We start from the raw sequence: 18538 nt of genomic DNA, 5'->3' as shown, positions 1-18538 counted from the left end.
CTAGCGGTCACGGCCGCGCGACCTCCACCATCTCGAAATCCGATTTGGCGGCGCCGCAGTCCGGGCAACTCCAGTCGTCGGGAATGTCATCCCAGCGCGTCCCGGGCGCGATGCCGTCCTCCGGCCAACCCTTGGCCTCGTCGTATTCGAATCCGCATTGCAAACAGACGAACAGCCGATACGGCTCGCTCATTGCCTGACCCCTAGTTCTTCGAAGTCGACCTTCTCTCGTACTGCACAGTCCGGGCAGCACCAATCGTCGGGAACCTGACTCCACGGCGTTCCCGGCGGGAAGCCCTCTCGCGCAGCGCCTTTCGCTTCGTCATAGACATAGTCACAGACAGGGCATCGGTAGGCGGTCATGCTGCGGCTCCGCCCTCCCGCGAAGGCCCACAGCCGTAGCCGTATTTCCCGAGCATCTTGTCCCGCACTCGCGGATGCAAATTCACCCGGGTGACGTCACCGTTGTAGTGCTCGAGCACTCGATGATCCATCACTCGGCGCCATACAGCCGGCACGTACGTCAGTGCGATCATCGACGCGTATCCAGCGGGCAGGTTCGGCGCCCCGTCCACACTGCGCAGGGTCTGGTAACGGCGTGTCGGGTTGGCATGGTGGTCGCTGTGCCGCTGCAGGTGATACAGGAACAGGTTGGTGACCAGATGGTCCGAGTTCCAGCTATGTTCGGGCGTGCACCGCTCGTATCGGCCATTTTCGGTTCTCTGCCGGAGTAGCCCATAGTGCTCGAGGTAGTTGACTGCTTCCAGCAGAGAGAACCCGAAGACCGCCTGGACGATCACGAACGGGATCAGGGCCGGACCGAACACTCCAATCAGGACCGCCCACAACGCCAAAGACATCAGCCATGCGTTGAGCACATCGTTGCTGATATGGAATGGGTTCCGTCCGAGCCGACGCATCCGCTGAGCCTCGATGTGCCATGCCGAGCGCAGACTCCCCCAGACGCTGCGCGGCAGGAATTCCCAGATCGTCTCGCCGAAGCGGGCCGACGCCGGGTCCTCCGGAGTGGCCACCCGGACGTGGTGGCCACGATTGTGCTCAATATAGAAGTGGCCGTAGCAGGTCTGCGCCAACGTGATCTTGGACAACCAGCGTTCCAGCGAATCCTTCTTGTGGCCGAGTTCATGCGCGGTGTTGATGCCGACCCCGCCGAGCACCCCGACCGATAGCGCCAGCCCGACCTTGGCAGGCCAGCTCAACGCGCCTTCGAACCCGAGCCAACCCAGATCCGACGCGGTGAACAGGTACGCCCCCGACACCACGCTGGCGTACTGGAACGGGATGTAAATGTACGTGCAGTAGCGGTAATACCGGTCGTTCTCCAGCCGCTCCATCACCTCGTCGGGCGGGTTCTGCCCGTCAGGCCCGAACCGCAGGTCAAGCATCGGCAAGAGGACGTACACCAGGATCGGACCGATCCAAAACGGCACCTGCGCTGCGGCGTGCCATCCCAGGCGATTCAGGCCCACCACCACCGGGATCATCAGAAACAATGCCGTCGGGGCAATCAGACCCATCAACCAGAGGTAACGCTTCTTGTCTCGCCATCGCGTGAGCTCGACGTCGGAAAGCTGCGCAGTCACCAAATCCCTCCCATGTGAGTGCCGTCACCCGACGTTTTTGACTGTAGTTTTCAGTTTGTACCTCGTCTAGACAGATCTTGGTATTTGTAAAATAACCTTCGCGTAACGAACGACTTACGTCGCGCAGTCGCGAACGACCAGCGGGCGCCTATCTGCATATGGGTGGTGTCGACCACATATCCGATTTCGAAGTCCGACTTCGCCGCTCCGCAATCCGGGTAGCATTCATCGGCGGTAAGTGTTGTCCCAGCGCGTGCCGGGGCGATGCCGTTCGGGGGCCAACCTTTGCCTTCGGCGTATTCGAAGCCGCACTAGATGCAAATGAACAATAGTCGGGCAATTTGACTCCTTCCCGCGTCGACTCGTGTGCTGAGGGCGCCAATCACTTTGCGGTTCTAGGCCCTGACGCAGAGTCAACCGATTGGGCACCAGCCTCGTAGCGGGCGAGCACCTTGTCGCGCACCCGCGGGTGGATGTTCACCCGGGTGATGTCGCCGTCGTAGTGCTCGAGCACGCGGTGGTCCATCAGGCGGCGCCACAACGGCGGGAAGTACGTCAGCCCGATCATCGTCGCGTAGCCGCTGGGCAGGTTCGGCGCACCCGTCATGCTGCGCAGCGTTTGGTACCGCCGGGTGGGGTTGGCGTGGTGGTCGCTGTGCCGCTGCAGGTGGTACAGGAACAGGTTGGTCACGATGTGGTCGGAGTTCCAGCTGTGCACCTGGGCGCACCGCTCGTAGCGGCCGCTGTCCAGCTTCTGCCGCAGCAGCCCGTAGTGCTCGAGGTAGTTGACCGTCTCCAGCAGGGTGAAGCCGAACACCGCCGAGATCACGATGAACGGGATGAGCCCAAGGCCGAAGACCGCGATCAGCATGCCGTAGAGCACCACCGACATCGCCCAGGCGTTGAGTACGTCGTTGGACCAGTGCCACGGGCTCTTGCCGGCCCGCTGCAGCCGTTTGGCGTCCAGCTCCCACGCCGAGCGCAAGCTTCCGAAAACGCTGCGCGGCAAGAACTCCCAGAACGTCTCGCCGAAACGCGCCGACGCCGGATCCTCTGGAGTCGCGACCCGGACATGGTGGCCGCGGTTGTGCTCGATGTAGAAATGGCCGTAGCAGGTCTGCGCCAGGGTGATCTTGCTCAGCCACCGCTCCAGCGAGTCCTTCTTGTGCCCCATCTCGTGCGCGGTGTTGATGCCGACGCCGCCGAGAACGCCGACCGAGAGCGCCAGGCCGATCTTGGCCGGCCACCCCAGTCCGCCGTCGAAGCCCAGCCAGCTCAAGTCACTGGCGGTGAACAGGTAAGCGCCGAGGATCACGCTGGCGTACTGGAACGGAATGTAGATGTAGGTGCAGTAGCGGTAGTACTTGTCGTTCTCCAGCCGCTCCATCACCTCGTCGGGCGGGTTCTGCCCGTCCGGCCCGAACTTCAGGTCTAGGGCGGGCAGCAGGATGTAGAGCAGGATGGGGCCGATCCAGAACGGAACCTGTGCCGCGACGTGCCAGCCCCACTGGTTGAACGCCCAGACCAGCGGGAGCATGACGAACAGCGCCGTCGGCGCGATCAAGCCCATCAGCCAGAGGTAGCGCTTCTTGTCGCGCCACTGGGCGACCTCGAGTTCGGACAGCTGCGTGGTCACTGCGTGCCTCCTGATGTGAGTGCCATCACCGATTTCTCTTGACTATAGGAGGCGATCTGTCGTTTGTCTAGACAAATATGGCTTCTTTGTAAAGAGCGCCGGGGCCGCGAGCGCACACCCTTGTACGGTTTTTGGCCTCAAAGTCGTACAAGGCTGAGCGCTCGCGCCCGAGGGAGCGGCTAGCGGACCTCAGCGGCTTGGCGGCGGCCCACGATCGAGTGCCTGCGGCCGTAGAGGAAGTAGAGCGCCACGCCGATCGCCATCCAGATCAGGAACCGGATCCACGTCAGCGCGGTGAGGTTGAGCATCAGCCACACGCAGGCCACGATCGACGCGATCGGCAGCCACGGCACGCCCGGTGCACGGAAGCCCCGCTCGAGATCGGGCCGCATACGGCGCAACACGATCACCCCCGCGGACACCAACACGAACGCGAACAGCGTGCCGATGTTGACCATCTCCTCCAGCTTGTCGATCGGGAACACCGAGGCCGTCACCGCCACCAGCGCGCCGACGATCAGCGTGATCCGCACCGGGGTGCCGTGGCGGCCGGTCTTGGCCAGCGGCCGCGGCAGCAGGCCATCGCGGGACATCGCGAACAACACCCGCGTCTGCCCGAGCACCAGCACGATCACCACGGTCGTCAGGCCGGCGAGCGCACCGATCGAGATGACCTTGGCGGCCCAGTCGACGCCGTTGGCGGCGAACGCCGTGGCGAGGTTCGCGCGCTCCCCCGCGTCGCGCAGTTCCGTGTAGCGGACCATGCCCGTGAGCACCACGGCGACCGCGATATAGAGGACGGTCACGATCGCCAGCGAGGCCAGGATGCCGCGCGAGACGTCGCGTTGCGGGTTCTTGGTCTCCTCGGCGGTGGTGGCGACGATGTCGAAGCCGATGAAGGCGAAGAACACGATCGAGGCGCCCGCCAGCAGGCCGTACCAGCCGTAGTTGCTGCCGTCGGCGCCGGTCAGCAGCGAGAACAGCGACTGCTCGGTGCCGCCGCCGCCGGCCTCCGCGGGTTCGCCCGGCGGGATGAACGGCGAGTAGTTGGCGGCGTTGATGTAGAAGGCCCCGACGATGACCACGAGCAGCACGACCCCAACCTTGACCGCCGTGATCGCCAGGCTGACCCCCGCCGACAGCTTGGTGCCCCAGGCGAGGATCGCCGTGACGAACGCGATGATCAGCAGCGCGCCCCAGTCCAGGGCGAGAGGTCCCAATTGGGCTGTGCCGCCGCCGAATTCGAATACCTCACCGAGATAGCTCGACCAGCCCTTGGCCACCACGGCCGCGGCGACGGCGAACTCGAGGATCAGGTCCCAGCCGATGATCCAGGCCACGAACTCGCCGAACGTCGCGTACGAGAACGTGTAGGCGCTGCCGGCCACCGGGACCGTCGAGGCGAACTCGGCGTAGCACAGCGCCGCCAGCCCGCACGTGATCGCGGCGAGCACGAACGAGATCGAGATGGCCGGCCCGGTCAGGTTGCCCGCTGTCGACGCGGTGATCGTGAAGATACCGGCGCCGATCACGACCGAGACGCCGAACACGGTGAGGTCCCACCACGTCAGGTCCTTGCGTAACCGGGTGTCCGGTTCGTCGGTGTCCGCGATCGACTGCTCCACCGACTTCGTGCGCCGAGCCATGACGCGTCCTCCCGTAGGGGCCGTGGCGGGCCCGAGACAAGAATGTAGCTAGTACTGTGCACCCGATGGGGCGGACTTATAAACACGCGGTAGTGATCGGCGGCAGCCTCGCGGGCTTGTGCGCGGCCCGGGTGCTTTCCGACGTCACCGATCGCGTGACGGTCTACGAGCGCGACGAGCTGCCCGACGGTCCGGCCAACCGGGCCGCGGTTCCGCAGGGACGTCACGTGCACCTGCTGATGGCGCGCGGGGCCGAGGAGTTCGAGAGCCACTTCCCCGGCCTGCTCGACGGCATGGTCGCCGACGGCGTCCCGATCCTGGAAAACCGGCCCGACTGCATCCACTTCGGCGCCGCCGGCCATGTGCTGGGCACCGCGCACCGGCTGCAGGACGAGTTCACCGCCTACGTGCCCAGCCGCCCCCAGCTGGAATGGCAGATCCGGCGCCGCGTACTGGCCATCGACAACGTCGACGTGGTGCAGGCCGGGGTCGACGAACCCGTCTACGACGCGGCGCGGCAGCGCGTGACCGGAGTGCTGCTCGACACCGGCGAGACGGTCACGGGCGACCTGGTCGTGGACGCGACGGGCCGCGGCACCCGACTTCCGGTGTGGCTGGATAAATGGGGCTACGGGCGGCCACGCGAGGACGGCGTCAACGTCGGCATCGGCTACTCGAGCCAGCGCGTGCAGATCCCCGACGGGCTGCTCGCCGAGAAGGTCGTGGTGGCCGGCGCGTCCGACGCACAGCCGCTCGGCCTCGGCATGCTGTTGTACGAGGACGGAATCTGGAACGTCACGACATTCGGCGTCGGCAGGGTCGAGCCGCCGCAGACCTTCGCGCAGATGTGCGACCTTGCCGATGAGATCGTGCCCGCCCATGTGTCGTCGGCCCTGCGGCAGGGCACGCCCCTCGGCGAGATCGCGTTTCACAAATACCCGACCAGCCGGTGGCGGCGGTTCGACAAGATGGACCGCTTCCCGGCGGGCATCCTTCCGTTCGGCGACGCCGTGGTGAGCTTCAACCCCACCTTCGGGCAGGGCATGACAATGACGTCGCTGCAAGCCGGTCACCTCCGGCGGGCGCTGGCGACGCCCGGCGCCGACGTGGTCCGCGAGACCATCCGTGCGACGGCCAAATCGACCTTCCCGGTGTGGATGATGAACGCGATCGGGGACCTGACGCTGCACCGCGCCACCGGCCCGACGCCGTGGTGGTACAAGCCCGTGGGCGGGCTCTTCGACCAGTTCCTCGGCGCCGCCGAAACCGATCCCGTTCTCGCCGAATGGTTCCTGCGCCGGTTCAGCCTGCTCGACAGCCTCTACATGGTGCCCTCGCCGCGGTTGGTCGGCCGCACCGTCCGCCACAACATGCGGTTGTGGCTGGCCGAGAAGCGGGCCGCCAAGCAACCGGTCGCCGTGCCTCAGTCAGCGTGAAACAGCGGCTAGCGGGTAATTTCGGCACCATGACGCCGCGCACGCGAGGAGCGAATTTGACGCGCACGCGAGGAGCGAATTTGACGAGGACGCGATGAGCGCGGGTCTGTTCGGGCTTCTCGACGACGTTGCCGTGCTGGCCCGGATGGCGGCCGCGTCGGTCGACGACATCGGGGCGGCGGCCGGACGCGCGACGGCCAAGGCCGCAGGCGTGGTCGTCGACGACACCGCGGTCACTCCGCAGTACGTGCACGGCATCGCGGCCGAGCGCGAACTGCCGATCATCAAGCGCATCGCGATCGGCTCACTGCGCAACAAGCTGCTGTTTATCCTGCCCGCCGCACTGCTGCTCAGCCAGTTCCTGCCGCAAGCGCTGACCCCGCTGCTGATGCTGGGCGCGACGTACCTGTGCTTCGAGGGCGCCGAGAAGGTGTGGAGCCGCATCAGCAAGCACGGCGGCCACGACGACCATGCCGCGCCGGCCGCCGTCGAGGGCCCGGACGCCGAGAAGTTCATGGTGACGGGGGCGATCCGCACCGACTTCATCCTGTCCGCCGAGATCATGGTGATCGCACTGAACGAGGTCGCCGACGAATCGTTCTGGCCGCGACTGATCATCCTCGCCGTCGTCGCGGTCGTAATCACGATCGCGGTGTACGGCGTCGTCGCCGGCATCGTGAAGATGGACGACATCGGCCTGACCCTGACGCAGCGCTCCTCGGCGTTCGCCCAAAAGGTCGGCCGCGGGCTGGTCAGGGGTATGCCCAAGCTGCTGGCCGCCCTGTCGCTGATCGGCACGGTCGCGATGCTGTGGGTCGGCGGCCACATCCTGCTGATCGGATCCGACGAACTGGGCTGGCACCTGCCTTACGGCGTCGTGCACCACCTCGAGGAAGCCGTGCACCACGCGGTCCCCGGAGTGGGCGGCGTGCTGGCGTGGCTGGTGAACACCGCCGCGTCGGCCGTGATCGGCCTGATCGTCGGCGCCGTCGTCGTCACGATCGTGCACCTGCTGCCGTTCGGCCGCCGCAAGCGCGACGCGCACCACTGAGCCGCCGGCTCAGATTCCCACGGTCGCGCGGAACAGGTTCGTCGGGCACGACGCGGCCAGCCGGATCGGGCCGTCGTCGGCCGCCACCCACGCCGCCGATCCACGCTCGAGGGTGACCGTGCCGCCCTTGGCGTGCACCACGGTCGAACCCTCGGTGCACAGCAGGATTTGCGGGCCGTCGTGCCTGCTCGGCGCGTCGATCTCGTGGCCGATCCGGTCGCCGTCGATGTGCAGCACCGACACCGCGAACTCCGGCGCCGGGGTGTCGTACACCGACTCGATGCCGTCCTCGGCGACCCTCGGACGCACCACGGCATCGGTCGCAGGCGTGAAGTCCAGAACGCGCAGCAGTTCTGGGACGTCGACGTGCTTGGGGGTCAACCCGCCGCGTAACACGTTGTCGGAGTTGGCCATCACCTCGACGCCCACCCCGTTGAGGTAGGCGTGCAGGTTGCCTGCCGGCAGGTAGATGCCCTCGCCGGGGCTCAAGGTGATCCGGTTCAGCAGCAGCGAGGCCAACACCCCCGCGTCGCCGGGATAGCGTTCGCCCAGTTCCAGCACCGTCTTGGCCTCCGCGGCGAATTCGCTTCTGCCCGAACACACATACTGGATGGCGCCCTCGATCACCGCAGGCACCAACACGTCCAGGTCGGGTTGCGGTGCGGTGATCCAGGTGGTGAACAGCGCCCGCAGGCCGTCGGCGTCGGACTGACCGGAGAGCAGGTTGACGAACGGGTCGAGATCGGTGACCGCAAGCGCGCGCATCAACTCGACCGTGCGACCGGCCGGCCGGAATCCCGCCAGCGCCTCGAACTGGCCTAGGGCGACGATCAATTCGGGCTTGTGGCTGCGGTCGCGATAATTGCGCGTCGGCGCCGACACCGGGATACCGAGCTTGTTCTCGCGCTCGAATCCCTCGACCGCCTGGTCCGCGCTCGGGTGCGCCTGCAAGGACAGCGGTTCGTCGGCGGCGAGCACCTTGACCAGAAACGGCAACGTCTCCCCGAAGCGGGCGCACACCGTTGCACCCAACTGCCCCTCGGGATCGTCGCGCAACGCCTCGAGCAGTGACCGCTCGCCATCATCGGTATTCAACATCGCGGGGTCGCCGGGATGCGCACCGAACCATAGCTCGGCTTCGGGATGCGTTGTGGGGCTTGGTCTTCCGGTGAACTCCGCAATGGCGGTCCGCGACCCCCAGGCGTAGGTCCGGACTGCTCCCCTCAGCAGGTACACGTGTCTTAACCTCGGACCAGTCGCAGGTACACTGCCGTCATCTCCAACCGAACGGCCAGCAACGCCAGCTCCTGTTCGGGACGCCCGGTGGCCGGGACGGATGGCGCTGCGGCGTCGGGCATCTCGGGCACGTCGTGGGCGTCTATCACGTCGACGTCGTCCAGTCCGGCCACCCGGGCGACGACGACCGGCCGATCGACGTCGGTGGTCAGCACGAATGTCCGGACCCCTCGCGGCAAGGGCCCGTCGATCTCGTCGTCGTGAAAGATCGACTGCGCGCGGTCGGCGGGCGACGCAGCGCCCATCCCCGTGTGCAGCGCGACCAACGCGTCCGCCAGCCCGGCCGCGGCGACCGCCTGATGGGCGATGCGCAACAGGATGGCCGCGCCGTGGCGGGCGATGGCCAGCGTCGCACCGGTGTCACCGGCCAGTACGACGTCGCGGCCTGCCATGCGGTCGGCCAGCGCCTTGGCCGGGTTGGTGAACAGCTCGCGACCGGCGCTGTTGCGCAGCGCCTCGGCGTCGAGGTCGTCGGCCAGCGTCGCAAGATCGAAGTCCATGCCCGGGTCGACTGCGCTCAGCGTCGCCAGTCCGGCGGCGAGGTAACGCACCAGACCGAAGTCGTCGGGCACCCACATCCGCGGGCCCAGCGTGACGGCCCGGCCCGCGGCGACGTCGCGCAGCGGTCCTTCGTGCGGCGCGATCACGACCACCCGCGCACCGCGCCGCACACCGGTGGCCGCGGCGTTGACCAGCGCCGGATCGCCGGGGTCGTCACCGGCGACGACAACGACGTCCAGCGCGCCGATCCACGGCGGCGCCTCGGCTGCGACGACGATCGGCGCCGCCACCGAGGCGCCCAGCGCCGCGGCCAACAACGCGCCTGCGGTCTCGGCGTTGCCGCGGCCGGCCACCCAGATCAGCGTGCGCGGCGGCTGGTCGGCGCGCAGCGAGTCCAGTTCGCCCTCGTCGAGCGCGGCGGCGGTGGCCCGCACCTGCGCACCGGCCATCGACGCCGCGCGCAGCAAACCCCTGCGGTCGGCGGCGAGCAGCCCCTCCACGTCGTCGAGGTCGATCACCTGTTGGGTGGCATTCACGTGGACGCCTGTGATTCCGAGGCAATCTGAGCCGCAACCTGGCCGACGATCTCGTCGACCTCTTCGGCGGTGCGGGCCTCGACGTTGAGCCGCAGCAACGGTTCGGTGTTCGAAAGGCGCAGGTTGAACCAGACGCCGTCACCCAGGTCGATCGTCACGCCGTCGAGGTGATCGATGGAGTGGATCCGAGTACCGAACCACTTGAGCACGTCGTCGACGCACGCCTCGGCGTCAGTGACGGTGAAGTTGATCTCGCCGGAGGCTTCGTAGCGCTGGTAGTCGGCCATCAACTCCGACAGGGGCCGGTCCTGTTCGCCGAGCGCGGCCAGCACGTGAAGGGCGGCGAGCATGCCGGAGTCGGCGCCCCAGAAGTCACGGAAGTAGTAGTGCGCCGAGTGCTCGCCGCCGAAGATGGCCCCGGTGTCGGCCATCAGCGTCTTGATGTAGGAGTGTCCGACGCGGCTGCGCACGGGCGTGCCACCTCGCTCGGTCACCAGTTCCGGTACCGCTCGCGAGGTGATCAGGTTGTGAATCACCGTTGCGCCGATCTCCCTGCCCAGTTCCCGCGCGGCGACCAGCGCGGTCACCGCCGAAGGCGAAACCGGATGCCCCTTCTCGTCGACGACGAAACACCGGTCGGCATCGCCGTCGAAGGCCAGCCCGATATCAGCGCCGGTTTGGGTCACGTGTGCCTGCAGGTCGACAAGGTTGCCGGGGTCCAGCGGGTTGGCCTCGTGGTGGGGAAAGGAGCCGTCGAGCTCGAAGTACAGCGGTGCCAGCGTGATCGACGGCACGGGCCCGAGCACCGCGGGCGTGGTGTGGCCGGCCATGCCGTTGCCCGCGTCGACGGCGACCTTCAGCGGCCGCAGCCCGGCGAGGCTGACCAGCGACCGCAGGAACTCTCCGTAGTCGGCCAGCACGTCGCGATCGCTGATCGACCCGCGCGCACCGTCGTGGGCGGGCACGCCCGCGATCACCTCGTCGCTGATGGTGGACAGCCCGGTGTCCTTGCCGACGGGCTTGGCCCCCGCGCGGCACAGTTTGATCCCGTTGTAGGCGGCCGGGTTGTGGCTCGCGGTGAACATCGCGCCGGGGCAGTCGAACAACCCGGAGGCGAAGTACAGCTGATCGGTCGACGCCAGGCCGATCCGGACCACGTCGAGCCCCTGGGCCATCACGCCTTCGGCGAAGGCGGCGGCCAGCGTCGGGGAACTCTCCCGCATGTCGTAGCCGATCACGACCTGGGAGGCGGTGTCGCGCATCAGACGGGCGAACGCGCCGCCCACGTCGGCGACGAACTGCTCGTCGATTTCCGTTCCGACCAGGCCGCGAACGTCATAAGCCTTGATGACGCGCTGGACAGCCGCGGCGGGCCGAGACATAGACCTCCTTGTGATGTGGACTACTGCTGGCGCCAGCCTAACCGTCAGTCGGGTCGGCACGGATTCAACCACGACACAGACCAGCACGTGACTCCGACCGTCGATCCACGATCGTGAGAGCCGCCAAGGCGAATTCGGCGGGGAGGTCCGTCGAATTCACCCTCCCGTACCGGGGGGCCGACATGAATCAGCCTGTAGCCTCCTTTTGCCACAAGTCATGGTTTATGATTCCGAAGGGTTGTCATTTCACTTGGTGAGTGGCCGAAGGGATGGAAATTCCCTTTTGGTTTCGGGCGTTGCTGCGCGGCCCTTTGGTCTGGCCCCTCGACCGGAGTGAGTTCTCGTTGCAGAAGGGGACGGCGGTATGGGGTACGCCACGCATGTCGGACGTGTAGGTGCCTTGGCGGTCGCGTTGGGAGTCGGGGTGGCTATCGCGAGTGGTCCTACCGGCGCTCTCGCCGAACCCGGCGATACGAACTCGACTGACGGTGGATCTGCTTCATCGTCCAACTCCACGGGCACCACCGGCACGACTGCAACGACTGGGCCGACGTCAACCGGCGACCCCAGCATCACGGGCTCCGAAACGACGTCCGTAGGTTCAACCGAGCCGACGTCCGCGCCGGGCACTACGCCGACTGAAGACCCGATACCGTCAACGGTCACGGGCGGCTCGATCACCACCCCGAGTCCGTCGTCGGGAGCCAATACTTCGGGCACGGGCACCGACGAAACGGCCGCGAACGAGCCTACGGGCGAGGGTGATGACGACAGCGGTCAGAAATCTGAGCCCTGGGATGACGTAACCTCCTATCCGCCGTCGCAAAGCTCCAGCTACGAGGCCGCCTTGCAGAGCACCGGCGCAGTAACTGCAAATGCGCCCGAGAGCATGCGCGTCACGGCGGAGACTGTGAACAGCGCATCCACTGCCTCAGAACCTGGGTTCACCACCGAGACGCTGATGATGCCTCTGGGAGCGGCGACTTTGTCGGCCGAAACGACAACCGCCCCAGAAACATTCGGCGTCAAGGTCGCCGAAGGGAGCGGGTCCGCCAGCCCCCAGGTGATCGCCGCGACAATGGTGACGAGGGTGCTCGGAATGCTCGGCCTCGGCTATTTCGCCAGCACCCTTCCCGGCGCGCCAGGGGAGTCACCGTTGTTGCTGGCCATGTTGGGTTGGGCGCGCAAGGAAAGCGAAAAGCTCACCGAGGAAGACCAGACCACGGCATTGAGACTGGCGACGACGACCGGTCAGACGGTCGACGAGGATATGGCCGCTCAACTGGCCATGACAAGTTCGGCCGTGGAGAACACCGCGCCGGTGATCGAAGAGGTAGCGGTCGGCGCGCCCGATCCCCAGTCCGGTGTGGTCGCGGGCGCTGTGATCGCAACGGACGGCGAGGGCGACGGGTTGACGTATGCGCTAGCCGGCAATCAGCCTGCCGGTGGGACCGTCGATGTCGACTCCAACGGCGCCTTCACCTTCACTCCTAACCAGGCCGCCCGGTTGGCCGCCGCTCAGACTTCGGGCGCGGACTACGCCGAATTCACTGTCGCAGTCACCGACGGTGAGATGACCACCACGACGACGGTCTCGGCGGCTGTCCTGCCGATGACGTACGCGGTATCGGCAACCGCCGGAACGACCGGAAATTACCCGACCAGCGTGGTAATGGTCGGCAATCGGGCTTATGTGGCCAACGCGAGCGGGTCCTCCGTGTCGGTGATAGACATGAGCACCTCGACGCCGACGCTCGTCAAGACCATTGCGGTCGGTTCGCGTCCGATCGCGGTCGTCGCAAGTCCAGACGGCACGAAGGTGTATGTCAGCAATTCGTGGTCGAATACGGTGTCGGTGATCAGCACCGCCACCAACACGGTGACGGCCACGATTTCGGTGGGCGGGTCAGCCCCGACCGGTATGGCGATCAGCGGGGACGGCTCGCGTCTGTATGTGGCGAATACGAACAGCAACACCGTCTCGGTGATCAATACCGCGACACGCGCGGTGGTCACGAGGGTCACGGTGGGCTCGCAACCCTACGGCATCGCGATCAGCCCGGACGGAACGCGGGTTTACGTCACGAACAGAAACGCCAATTCGGTGTCGGTCATCTCGACCAGCGGAACGCCGACGGTCGTTGAAACAATCAACGTCGGCTCGTATCCCACCTCGGTGACGGCGAGTAACAGTCACGTAGTGGTCGGCAATCAGTACGGCAACTCGGTGTCGGTGATCAATATGACTCAGGCCAACCGGCCGGTGACGACGATCGCGATGGGTTCGGGTTCGGCGCCGACGTCGGTCCTTCTAAGCAAGGACGGCACGCTGGCATATGTGGCCAAGAGCAACGACACCGTGTCGGTTATCGACATGACCGCGGCCACCCCGCTCGTCGTCCGAACCATCCAGGTGGATCCGGCCGCGGAGGCCGGCGCACAGTATCTCGCGTTCGACAGCACTCAATCCAGATTGCTCGTTGCGGACACCACGGATCGGGCGCTGCGGTCGGTATCGCTGGTGCGCGGCAACACGGCTCCAGTCGCGGGCATACCGTCGGTGATCGAGGTGAATCCTGTCACCGGCGCGGTCACAGGCGCGCTGAATTTCACCGATCCGGATGGAGATGCTCTGTCCTACACCGTCACCCAACCAAGTCCCGGCACCGGCACGGTCAGCATCAACGGGCAGGCCGGCACCTACACTTTTGTCCCGACTCAGGCGGCGCGTGACCTGGCCGCCCAAGGCGGTCCCGACAGCGTCACGTTCACCGTCACCGCCACCGACGGCACCGCAACTGCCGGAGTTCCGGTGACCGCGGCCATCACTCCGTCGGGTCCCGTGCCGAATCGACCCCCGGTCGCGGGAACCCCCTCGACCACGTCGCAGGATATCGCGACAGGAACGGTGAGCGGATCGCTGAACTTCAGCGACCCGGACGGTGATGGATTGACCTATGACGTTCCAGACCAGCCAGCCACGGGGACCGTGACGGTCGACTCGAGCGGAGTTTATACGTTCACGCCGACCCAGGCCGCCCGTGATGCCGCGGCTCAATCGCCGGGGACGGACTCGACCAGCATCACTCTGACAGCGACCGACGGTGAGTACACCACCTCGGTCACGTTCAACGTCCCGATCCTGCCCACACCCGGCGCCAACGAGGCTCCAGTCATCGGCGACGTGTCGACAGTGGCTCCGGATCCCGACACTGGTGCGATCACAGGCGTGGTGAACGCGACTGACCCCGACGGTGATTCGCTGACCTACTCACTGGTGGGGCCGCAGCCCGCAAGCGGGAGCGTCTATCTAGGCCCCGACGGTACCTTCACGTTCACGCCCACCACTTCCGCGCGCTTGACCGCTGCCCAGAGTCCTGGCACCGACTACGCCATGTTCACCGTGGCAGTCACTGACGGCGAGGAGACGATCACGACGACGGTGACAGTAGCCGTGCTGCCTGGGAACATCGGGATGTCGAGTTCGTCGGCCACCACGGGTACCACCCCGATGGGACTCGTCGTAGTTGGCGACAAGGCTTACGTGGCCAATCAGGGTTCGGGCACCGTGTCGGTGATCGACACCACCACCGGCACCCTGATCAAAACGATCACGGTGGGTAATCGCCCGACCGGCGTGGTGGCCAGTCCCGACGCGACCAAGGTCTATGTGACCAATGGGTGGTCGAACACCGTGTCGGTCATCGACACGTCCACCAATACGGTGACGGCGACAATCTCAGTGGGTTCCGGACCGGTCGCCGCGGCGATCAGTGCGGACGGGTCCAGACTGTATGTCGTCAACGCCAGCGGCAACAATGTTTCGGTGGTCGACACGGCCACCCGCAAGGTGATCACCACTATCGGGGTGGGCGCGTTCCCCTACGGCGCGGCTTTGGACGGCACCCGACTCTATGTCAACAACAGGAATGCCAACACCGTGTCCGTCATCGATACGACTACGTCGACTGTCATCTCCACCATCCCGGTCGGTGGGTACCCGTCATCCGTGGCCGTCAACGGGACTCGAGCCCTGGTGACCAACCAGAGCAGCAACTCGGTGTCGGTGATCGACACGGCCAGTTCACAGGTTCTCTCAACCGTTCAACTGGGTAACGGCACGGCCCCCACGTCGGTGATTTTCAGCAAGGACGGCACGGTCGCCTACATTGCCAACAGCAACGACACCATCTCCGTGCTCGACATGACTTCGGCCACTCCTGCTGTGGTGCGCACGGTACAGGTGGACTCGGCCCCTGAATCGGGCGCGCACACATTGGCGCTCAGTCCCGACGGCACTCGAGTCTTCGTCACCGACGCCTCCGACAAGACCCTACGATCACTCTCGCTCACAGCCGATGCCGGTGTGACAGTGGGCACGTCGACCCTCGTCATTCCCGGCGGAAACGGATACGCAGTCAGTGCGAAGTGGTACTTCCCGAACAAGTCGGAGCCACCCGTCGGCGTGATTTACCTGCAGCATGGGTCCACGCGCACCAACTCCAACCTGTCCGCGCTGGCCTATGAACTCGCCGACCGAACCAACAGCATCGTTGTCACCCCCAACATTTCGTCGAATTACTACGACCCCTATTACATCTACAACGCGCCCATCGAACAGGCCGTTGCAGATATGTTCCAGGGCGAACGAGCCGAACTGACGGCCAGCGCAAGTGCGGCCGCGGGACAGCAGATAACGCTGCCTCAACAGTTCGTGCTGGCCGGCCACTCGGCGGGCGGCAACCTCGTCGCCGCGGCCGCCGGGTACCTCGCCGACGACGGCGCGACGAGCAACCTCAAGGCCGTCATCCTTTTCGACTCGGTCGACGACGGCGACGGTGTTGCGGGAATGGCGAAACTGGACGGGCTCACCGTTCCGGTCATGCTTATCGCGGCTCCGCCCTGCAACTGCAACAATTGGGGCGGTCACACGACCACTGTGGTCAATGGTGCACCCGATCAGTTCATCGGAGTAATGATCCAGGGTGGAACACATCTCGATGCCGAGGGTGCATCGACCGATGCAACTGGTGTCCAGTTCTGCTCCCCGGCACCGAGCGCGGAGAATGCGGCGGCCGTGCAGACTATTACCGCGGCATGGATCAACGACGCCTTCACAGGTTCTGAAAGTGGGATTTACGGCCCGGAAGGGGCGGTGGTGCCGGTTGACGGCGCTTCCGTACAAGTCATCGCCGTGGGCAACGAGCCTATTGATTAGGACCATTGGCGTCCGCTGACTCGCGACGGGTCTCGCTGGCCTGACCCGCGCGCTACAGCGCCAACACCGATGACAGATCAATCGCTAATCCTCTGCGGCCACCAATCCAGAGCTAGGGGAACCGACTTCCTCTGCTGAGCGGGACGCCGGGCGATGCGCGCCTGATCGACGGTCTACGCCAGCCACCGCAGCTTGCATTGGCTGTTCGGCCGTCGCTTCTGCACCGCAGTGTCGGTCAGCAATGTCGGGCTCGGCAGCAGGACGCACGAGAGTGCCTCCACTTCACGACGCCCAGCCCCACCGGAGGAGCGGCAGCCGGATGCAAGTATTGGAGCGCGACCGAAACTGGCGATGGTAGCAAATTAAGGTACTCCGACGGGGAGCGACACACACCGAGTCAGCCTGCTTGTTCCCGTAGCCGCGCGACGACTCGCTGCAGAACTAGCAATTTATTGCGCCGTAATGAGCGATAGCAATCGTCCGTCAGCCGCTACACCAACAGACATTCGTGACGCAGCAATTAAAGCTGATACCTACCACCCGGTTGCTATGGGGAATATTCCGCTCGGAACAGTTTCGTACTCGGCCGAAACCGATGTGACCCTGGACGAAACGGACCGTTTAAAGCGGCAGGAGCGCCGCCGGGACCACCGTCGCAGTGCTTCTGAGCTGCCTAAAACGACACCGCAGGGCCAACGGGAGTGGACCGGTTCGCTAGTTTTGCTAAGCGGGTTGCAAGAGCCTTGAAAACCGCAGGCAGCTTCTGCCATCGCGTCTATTCGCTGATGGGTTTTCCTTAGCTGCGGAAAGCAACATTTCAAGACCGTAACTTCCGTTATCATCGAGACAGCACAGCAAACGCAGGAGCGGCATTTCTGTGCATCACTCGTGACGTGTTGCCCGGGCCGCCCTACTTTCCGTTGTTTCGCGTAAGAGGGCCAGCGATGAAAGAAGAAATGAGCGCAGTCACCCAACCCGGCCATGTAGAAGGTCCAAGGCACGCCGCCTTTTTCGCGGCACCGAGGCCCGCCATCCGACCGCGATACGCGAAGTACATCGGTCGCACCGGCGCCTTGGCCGTAGCACTCGGAATCGGCACGGCGATGACCGTCCCAGGGGTAGCGCTGGCCACGCCCGCACAAACAGAGACGTCGTCCACCACAGACTCGACCGCAGCCGACGGTGCCGACGACGAGGGCACCGATGTCGCGGAGGAGACGGCGGCAGGAAGTGGGCCTGCTGCCACGCCGTCAACAAGTTCCGACACTTCTGTGACGACGGGATACGGCGCAGGGTCGACGACCCAGACACGGACGGTCGGCGAACAGGACTCGCCACCGGTTGTCGTCAGCAGTTCTGGAGGCGCTCTACTAAGTGACGGCCATGAGGCGACACCGAACATGCCGTTGCCTTCGCCGACGACTGAATCAGTAACGAACCAACCGCAGCCGACCTCCATTCCCGACTCCGACACAAAAGAAGCGACGCCACCGGCCATCGAGCAGCCGGCGAGTGACTCGACGGATCAGCCGTCAACCGAACCGAAAGTGCGGTCGACGCGCAGCGGCACGGAGTCGTCGAACTCGACTCACAACAGGCCCGATACTCCGACAACCGCGACCCGTGTCAATGCACAGACAGTCGTCGGCACAACCACGGAGGCCGACGATCGCACGTTGTCGTCCAACGCCCGTGGACTCGATTTCGATTCGGTATCGCTTGCGCCGCCCGCTTCTGAGCTGACCGCTGTCCGACCCGCGTTCACCGGCCCGCTCGCGCCGCTGAGCGTCGCGACGCAGGTCATTTCGAATGTGCTGACGATGATGGGGTGGGTGGGCACCGCGGTACCTGGTCCAAGCGTGCCCGGTGAGTCGCCACTGTTGCTGGCATTGTTGGGTTGGGCGCGTCGCCAGAGTCAACAGACCAATGCAGAAGGTGAGCAGCTCACGTCGTTGGTCGCCGAGCGCTTGACCAGCGAGAGTCTGGACGACCAGTTTGCAGCGACCGCGCTGGCCACCGCTGTACTGAGCGAACCCGTGATTCAAGGCACGACTGTGGGCGCGGCGGATCAGTCCACAGGCGTCGTGACTGGTGCGGTGACGGCAACCGATGCCGACGGCGACACATTGACTTACACCCTCGTCACCCAGCCGGCGAGTGGTTCGGTGACGGTCAATTCCGATGGGACGTTCAGCTATACACCGACCGTTGCGGCGCGGCTCGCCGCTCAGC

The 18538-nt window shown here is 65.5% G+C and carries 12 protein-coding genes and 1 pseudogene; 4 read left to right on the top strand and 9 right to left on the bottom strand.

Going from position 1 to position 18538, the window contains the following annotated elements; translation table 11 throughout:
• Window positions 1–7: 7 nt before the first annotated feature.
• The 6 genes and pseudogenes from ABGB19_RS00065 to ABGB19_RS00040 all read right to left on the bottom strand — a co-directional run bounded on the left by ABGB19_RS00065 (window position 8) and on the right by ABGB19_RS00040 (window position 4886).
• Window positions 8–193 (bottom strand): rubredoxin, encoded by a 186-nt coding sequence (locus ABGB19_RS00065; RefSeq protein ID WP_347682741.1) that lies wholly within the window; start codon window positions 191–193, stop codon window positions 8–10.
• Window positions 190–363: a rubredoxin gene (locus ABGB19_RS00060; RefSeq protein ID WP_347682739.1), complete on the bottom strand. Its 174-nt coding sequence runs from the start codon at window positions 361–363 to the stop codon at window positions 190–192. Before ABGB19_RS00060 ends, ABGB19_RS00065 begins: the two co-directional genes overlap by 4 nt.
• Complete coding sequence (locus tag ABGB19_RS00055; protein WP_347682738.1) at window positions 360–1607, bottom strand: alkane 1-monooxygenase; 1248 nt, start codon at window positions 1605–1607, stop codon at window positions 360–362. The genes ABGB19_RS00060 and ABGB19_RS00055 overlap by 4 nt, the downstream gene beginning before the upstream one ends.
• Window positions 1608–1786: 179 nt before the next feature.
• Window positions 1787–1945: pseudogene (locus ABGB19_RS00050) on the bottom strand (rubredoxin); the annotation flags it as partial.
• A 41-nt stretch (window positions 1946–1986) separates the two neighbouring features.
• Window positions 1987–3174: an alkane 1-monooxygenase gene (locus ABGB19_RS00045; protein WP_347684628.1), complete on the bottom strand. Its 1188-nt coding sequence runs from the start codon at window positions 3172–3174 to the stop codon at window positions 1987–1989.
• A gap of 245 nt (window positions 3175–3419) precedes the next feature.
• A complete protein-coding gene (locus ABGB19_RS00040; protein WP_347682737.1) occupies window positions 3420–4886 on the bottom strand; it encodes an amino acid permease in 1467 nt (488 codons plus the stop codon).
• A 65-nt stretch (window positions 4887–4951) separates the two neighbouring features.
• On the opposite strand from ABGB19_RS00040, the gene ABGB19_RS00035 reads away from it, so the two are divergent.
• Both ABGB19_RS00035 and ABGB19_RS00030 read left to right on the top strand, forming a co-directional pair.
• Window positions 4952–6322: an oxidoreductase gene (locus ABGB19_RS00035; protein WP_347682735.1), complete on the top strand. Its 1371-nt coding sequence runs from the start codon at window positions 4952–4954 to the stop codon at window positions 6320–6322.
• Between the two features lie 94 nt (window positions 6323–6416).
• Complete coding sequence (locus ABGB19_RS00030) at window positions 6417–7373, top strand: DUF808 domain-containing protein (protein WP_347682734.1); 957 nt, start codon at window positions 6417–6419, stop codon at window positions 7371–7373.
• Window positions 7374–7382: 9 nt separating this feature from the next.
• Here the strand turns inward: ABGB19_RS00030 and manA are convergent, their stop codons facing one another.
• The 3 genes from manA to ABGB19_RS00015 are packed head-to-tail and all read right to left on the bottom strand — an operon-like array spanning window position 7383 to window position 11088.
• Window positions 7383–8609 carry a mannose-6-phosphate isomerase, class I gene (manA, locus tag ABGB19_RS00025; protein WP_347682732.1) on the bottom strand — a complete coding sequence of 409 codons (1227 nt, stop codon included), beginning with the start codon at window positions 8607–8609 and terminating at the stop codon, window positions 7383–7385.
• A gap of 5 nt (window positions 8610–8614) precedes the next feature.
• Window positions 8615–9706 carry a TobH protein gene (locus tag ABGB19_RS00020; RefSeq protein ID WP_347682731.1) on the bottom strand — a complete coding sequence of 364 codons (1092 nt, stop codon included), beginning with the start codon at window positions 9704–9706 and terminating at the stop codon, window positions 8615–8617.
• Complete coding sequence (locus ABGB19_RS00015) at window positions 9703–11088, bottom strand: phosphomannomutase/phosphoglucomutase (protein WP_347682729.1); 1386 nt, start codon at window positions 11086–11088, stop codon at window positions 9703–9705. The genes ABGB19_RS00020 and ABGB19_RS00015 overlap by 4 nt, the downstream gene beginning before the upstream one ends.
• Before the next feature lie 847 nt (window positions 11089–11935).
• Between ABGB19_RS00015 and ABGB19_RS00010 the strand changes: the two genes are divergently transcribed.
• Window positions 11936–16306 (top strand): beta-propeller fold lactonase family protein, encoded by a 4371-nt coding sequence (locus ABGB19_RS00010; RefSeq protein WP_347682727.1) that lies wholly within the window; start codon window positions 11936–11938, stop codon window positions 16304–16306.
• A 944-nt stretch (window positions 16307–17250) separates the two neighbouring features.
• Window positions 17251–18538, top strand: a 1288-nt coding sequence (locus ABGB19_RS00005; RefSeq protein ID WP_347682725.1) for an Ig-like domain-containing protein, incomplete at its 3' end; no start/stop codon positions are given.

Source organism: Mycobacterium sp. B14F4, assembly GCF_039871645.1.
In the GTDB taxonomy this organism is placed as follows: Bacteria; Actinomycetota; Actinomycetes; order Mycobacteriales; family Mycobacteriaceae; genus Mycobacterium.
This window is presented reverse-complemented; position numbering and strand designations above follow the sequence as displayed.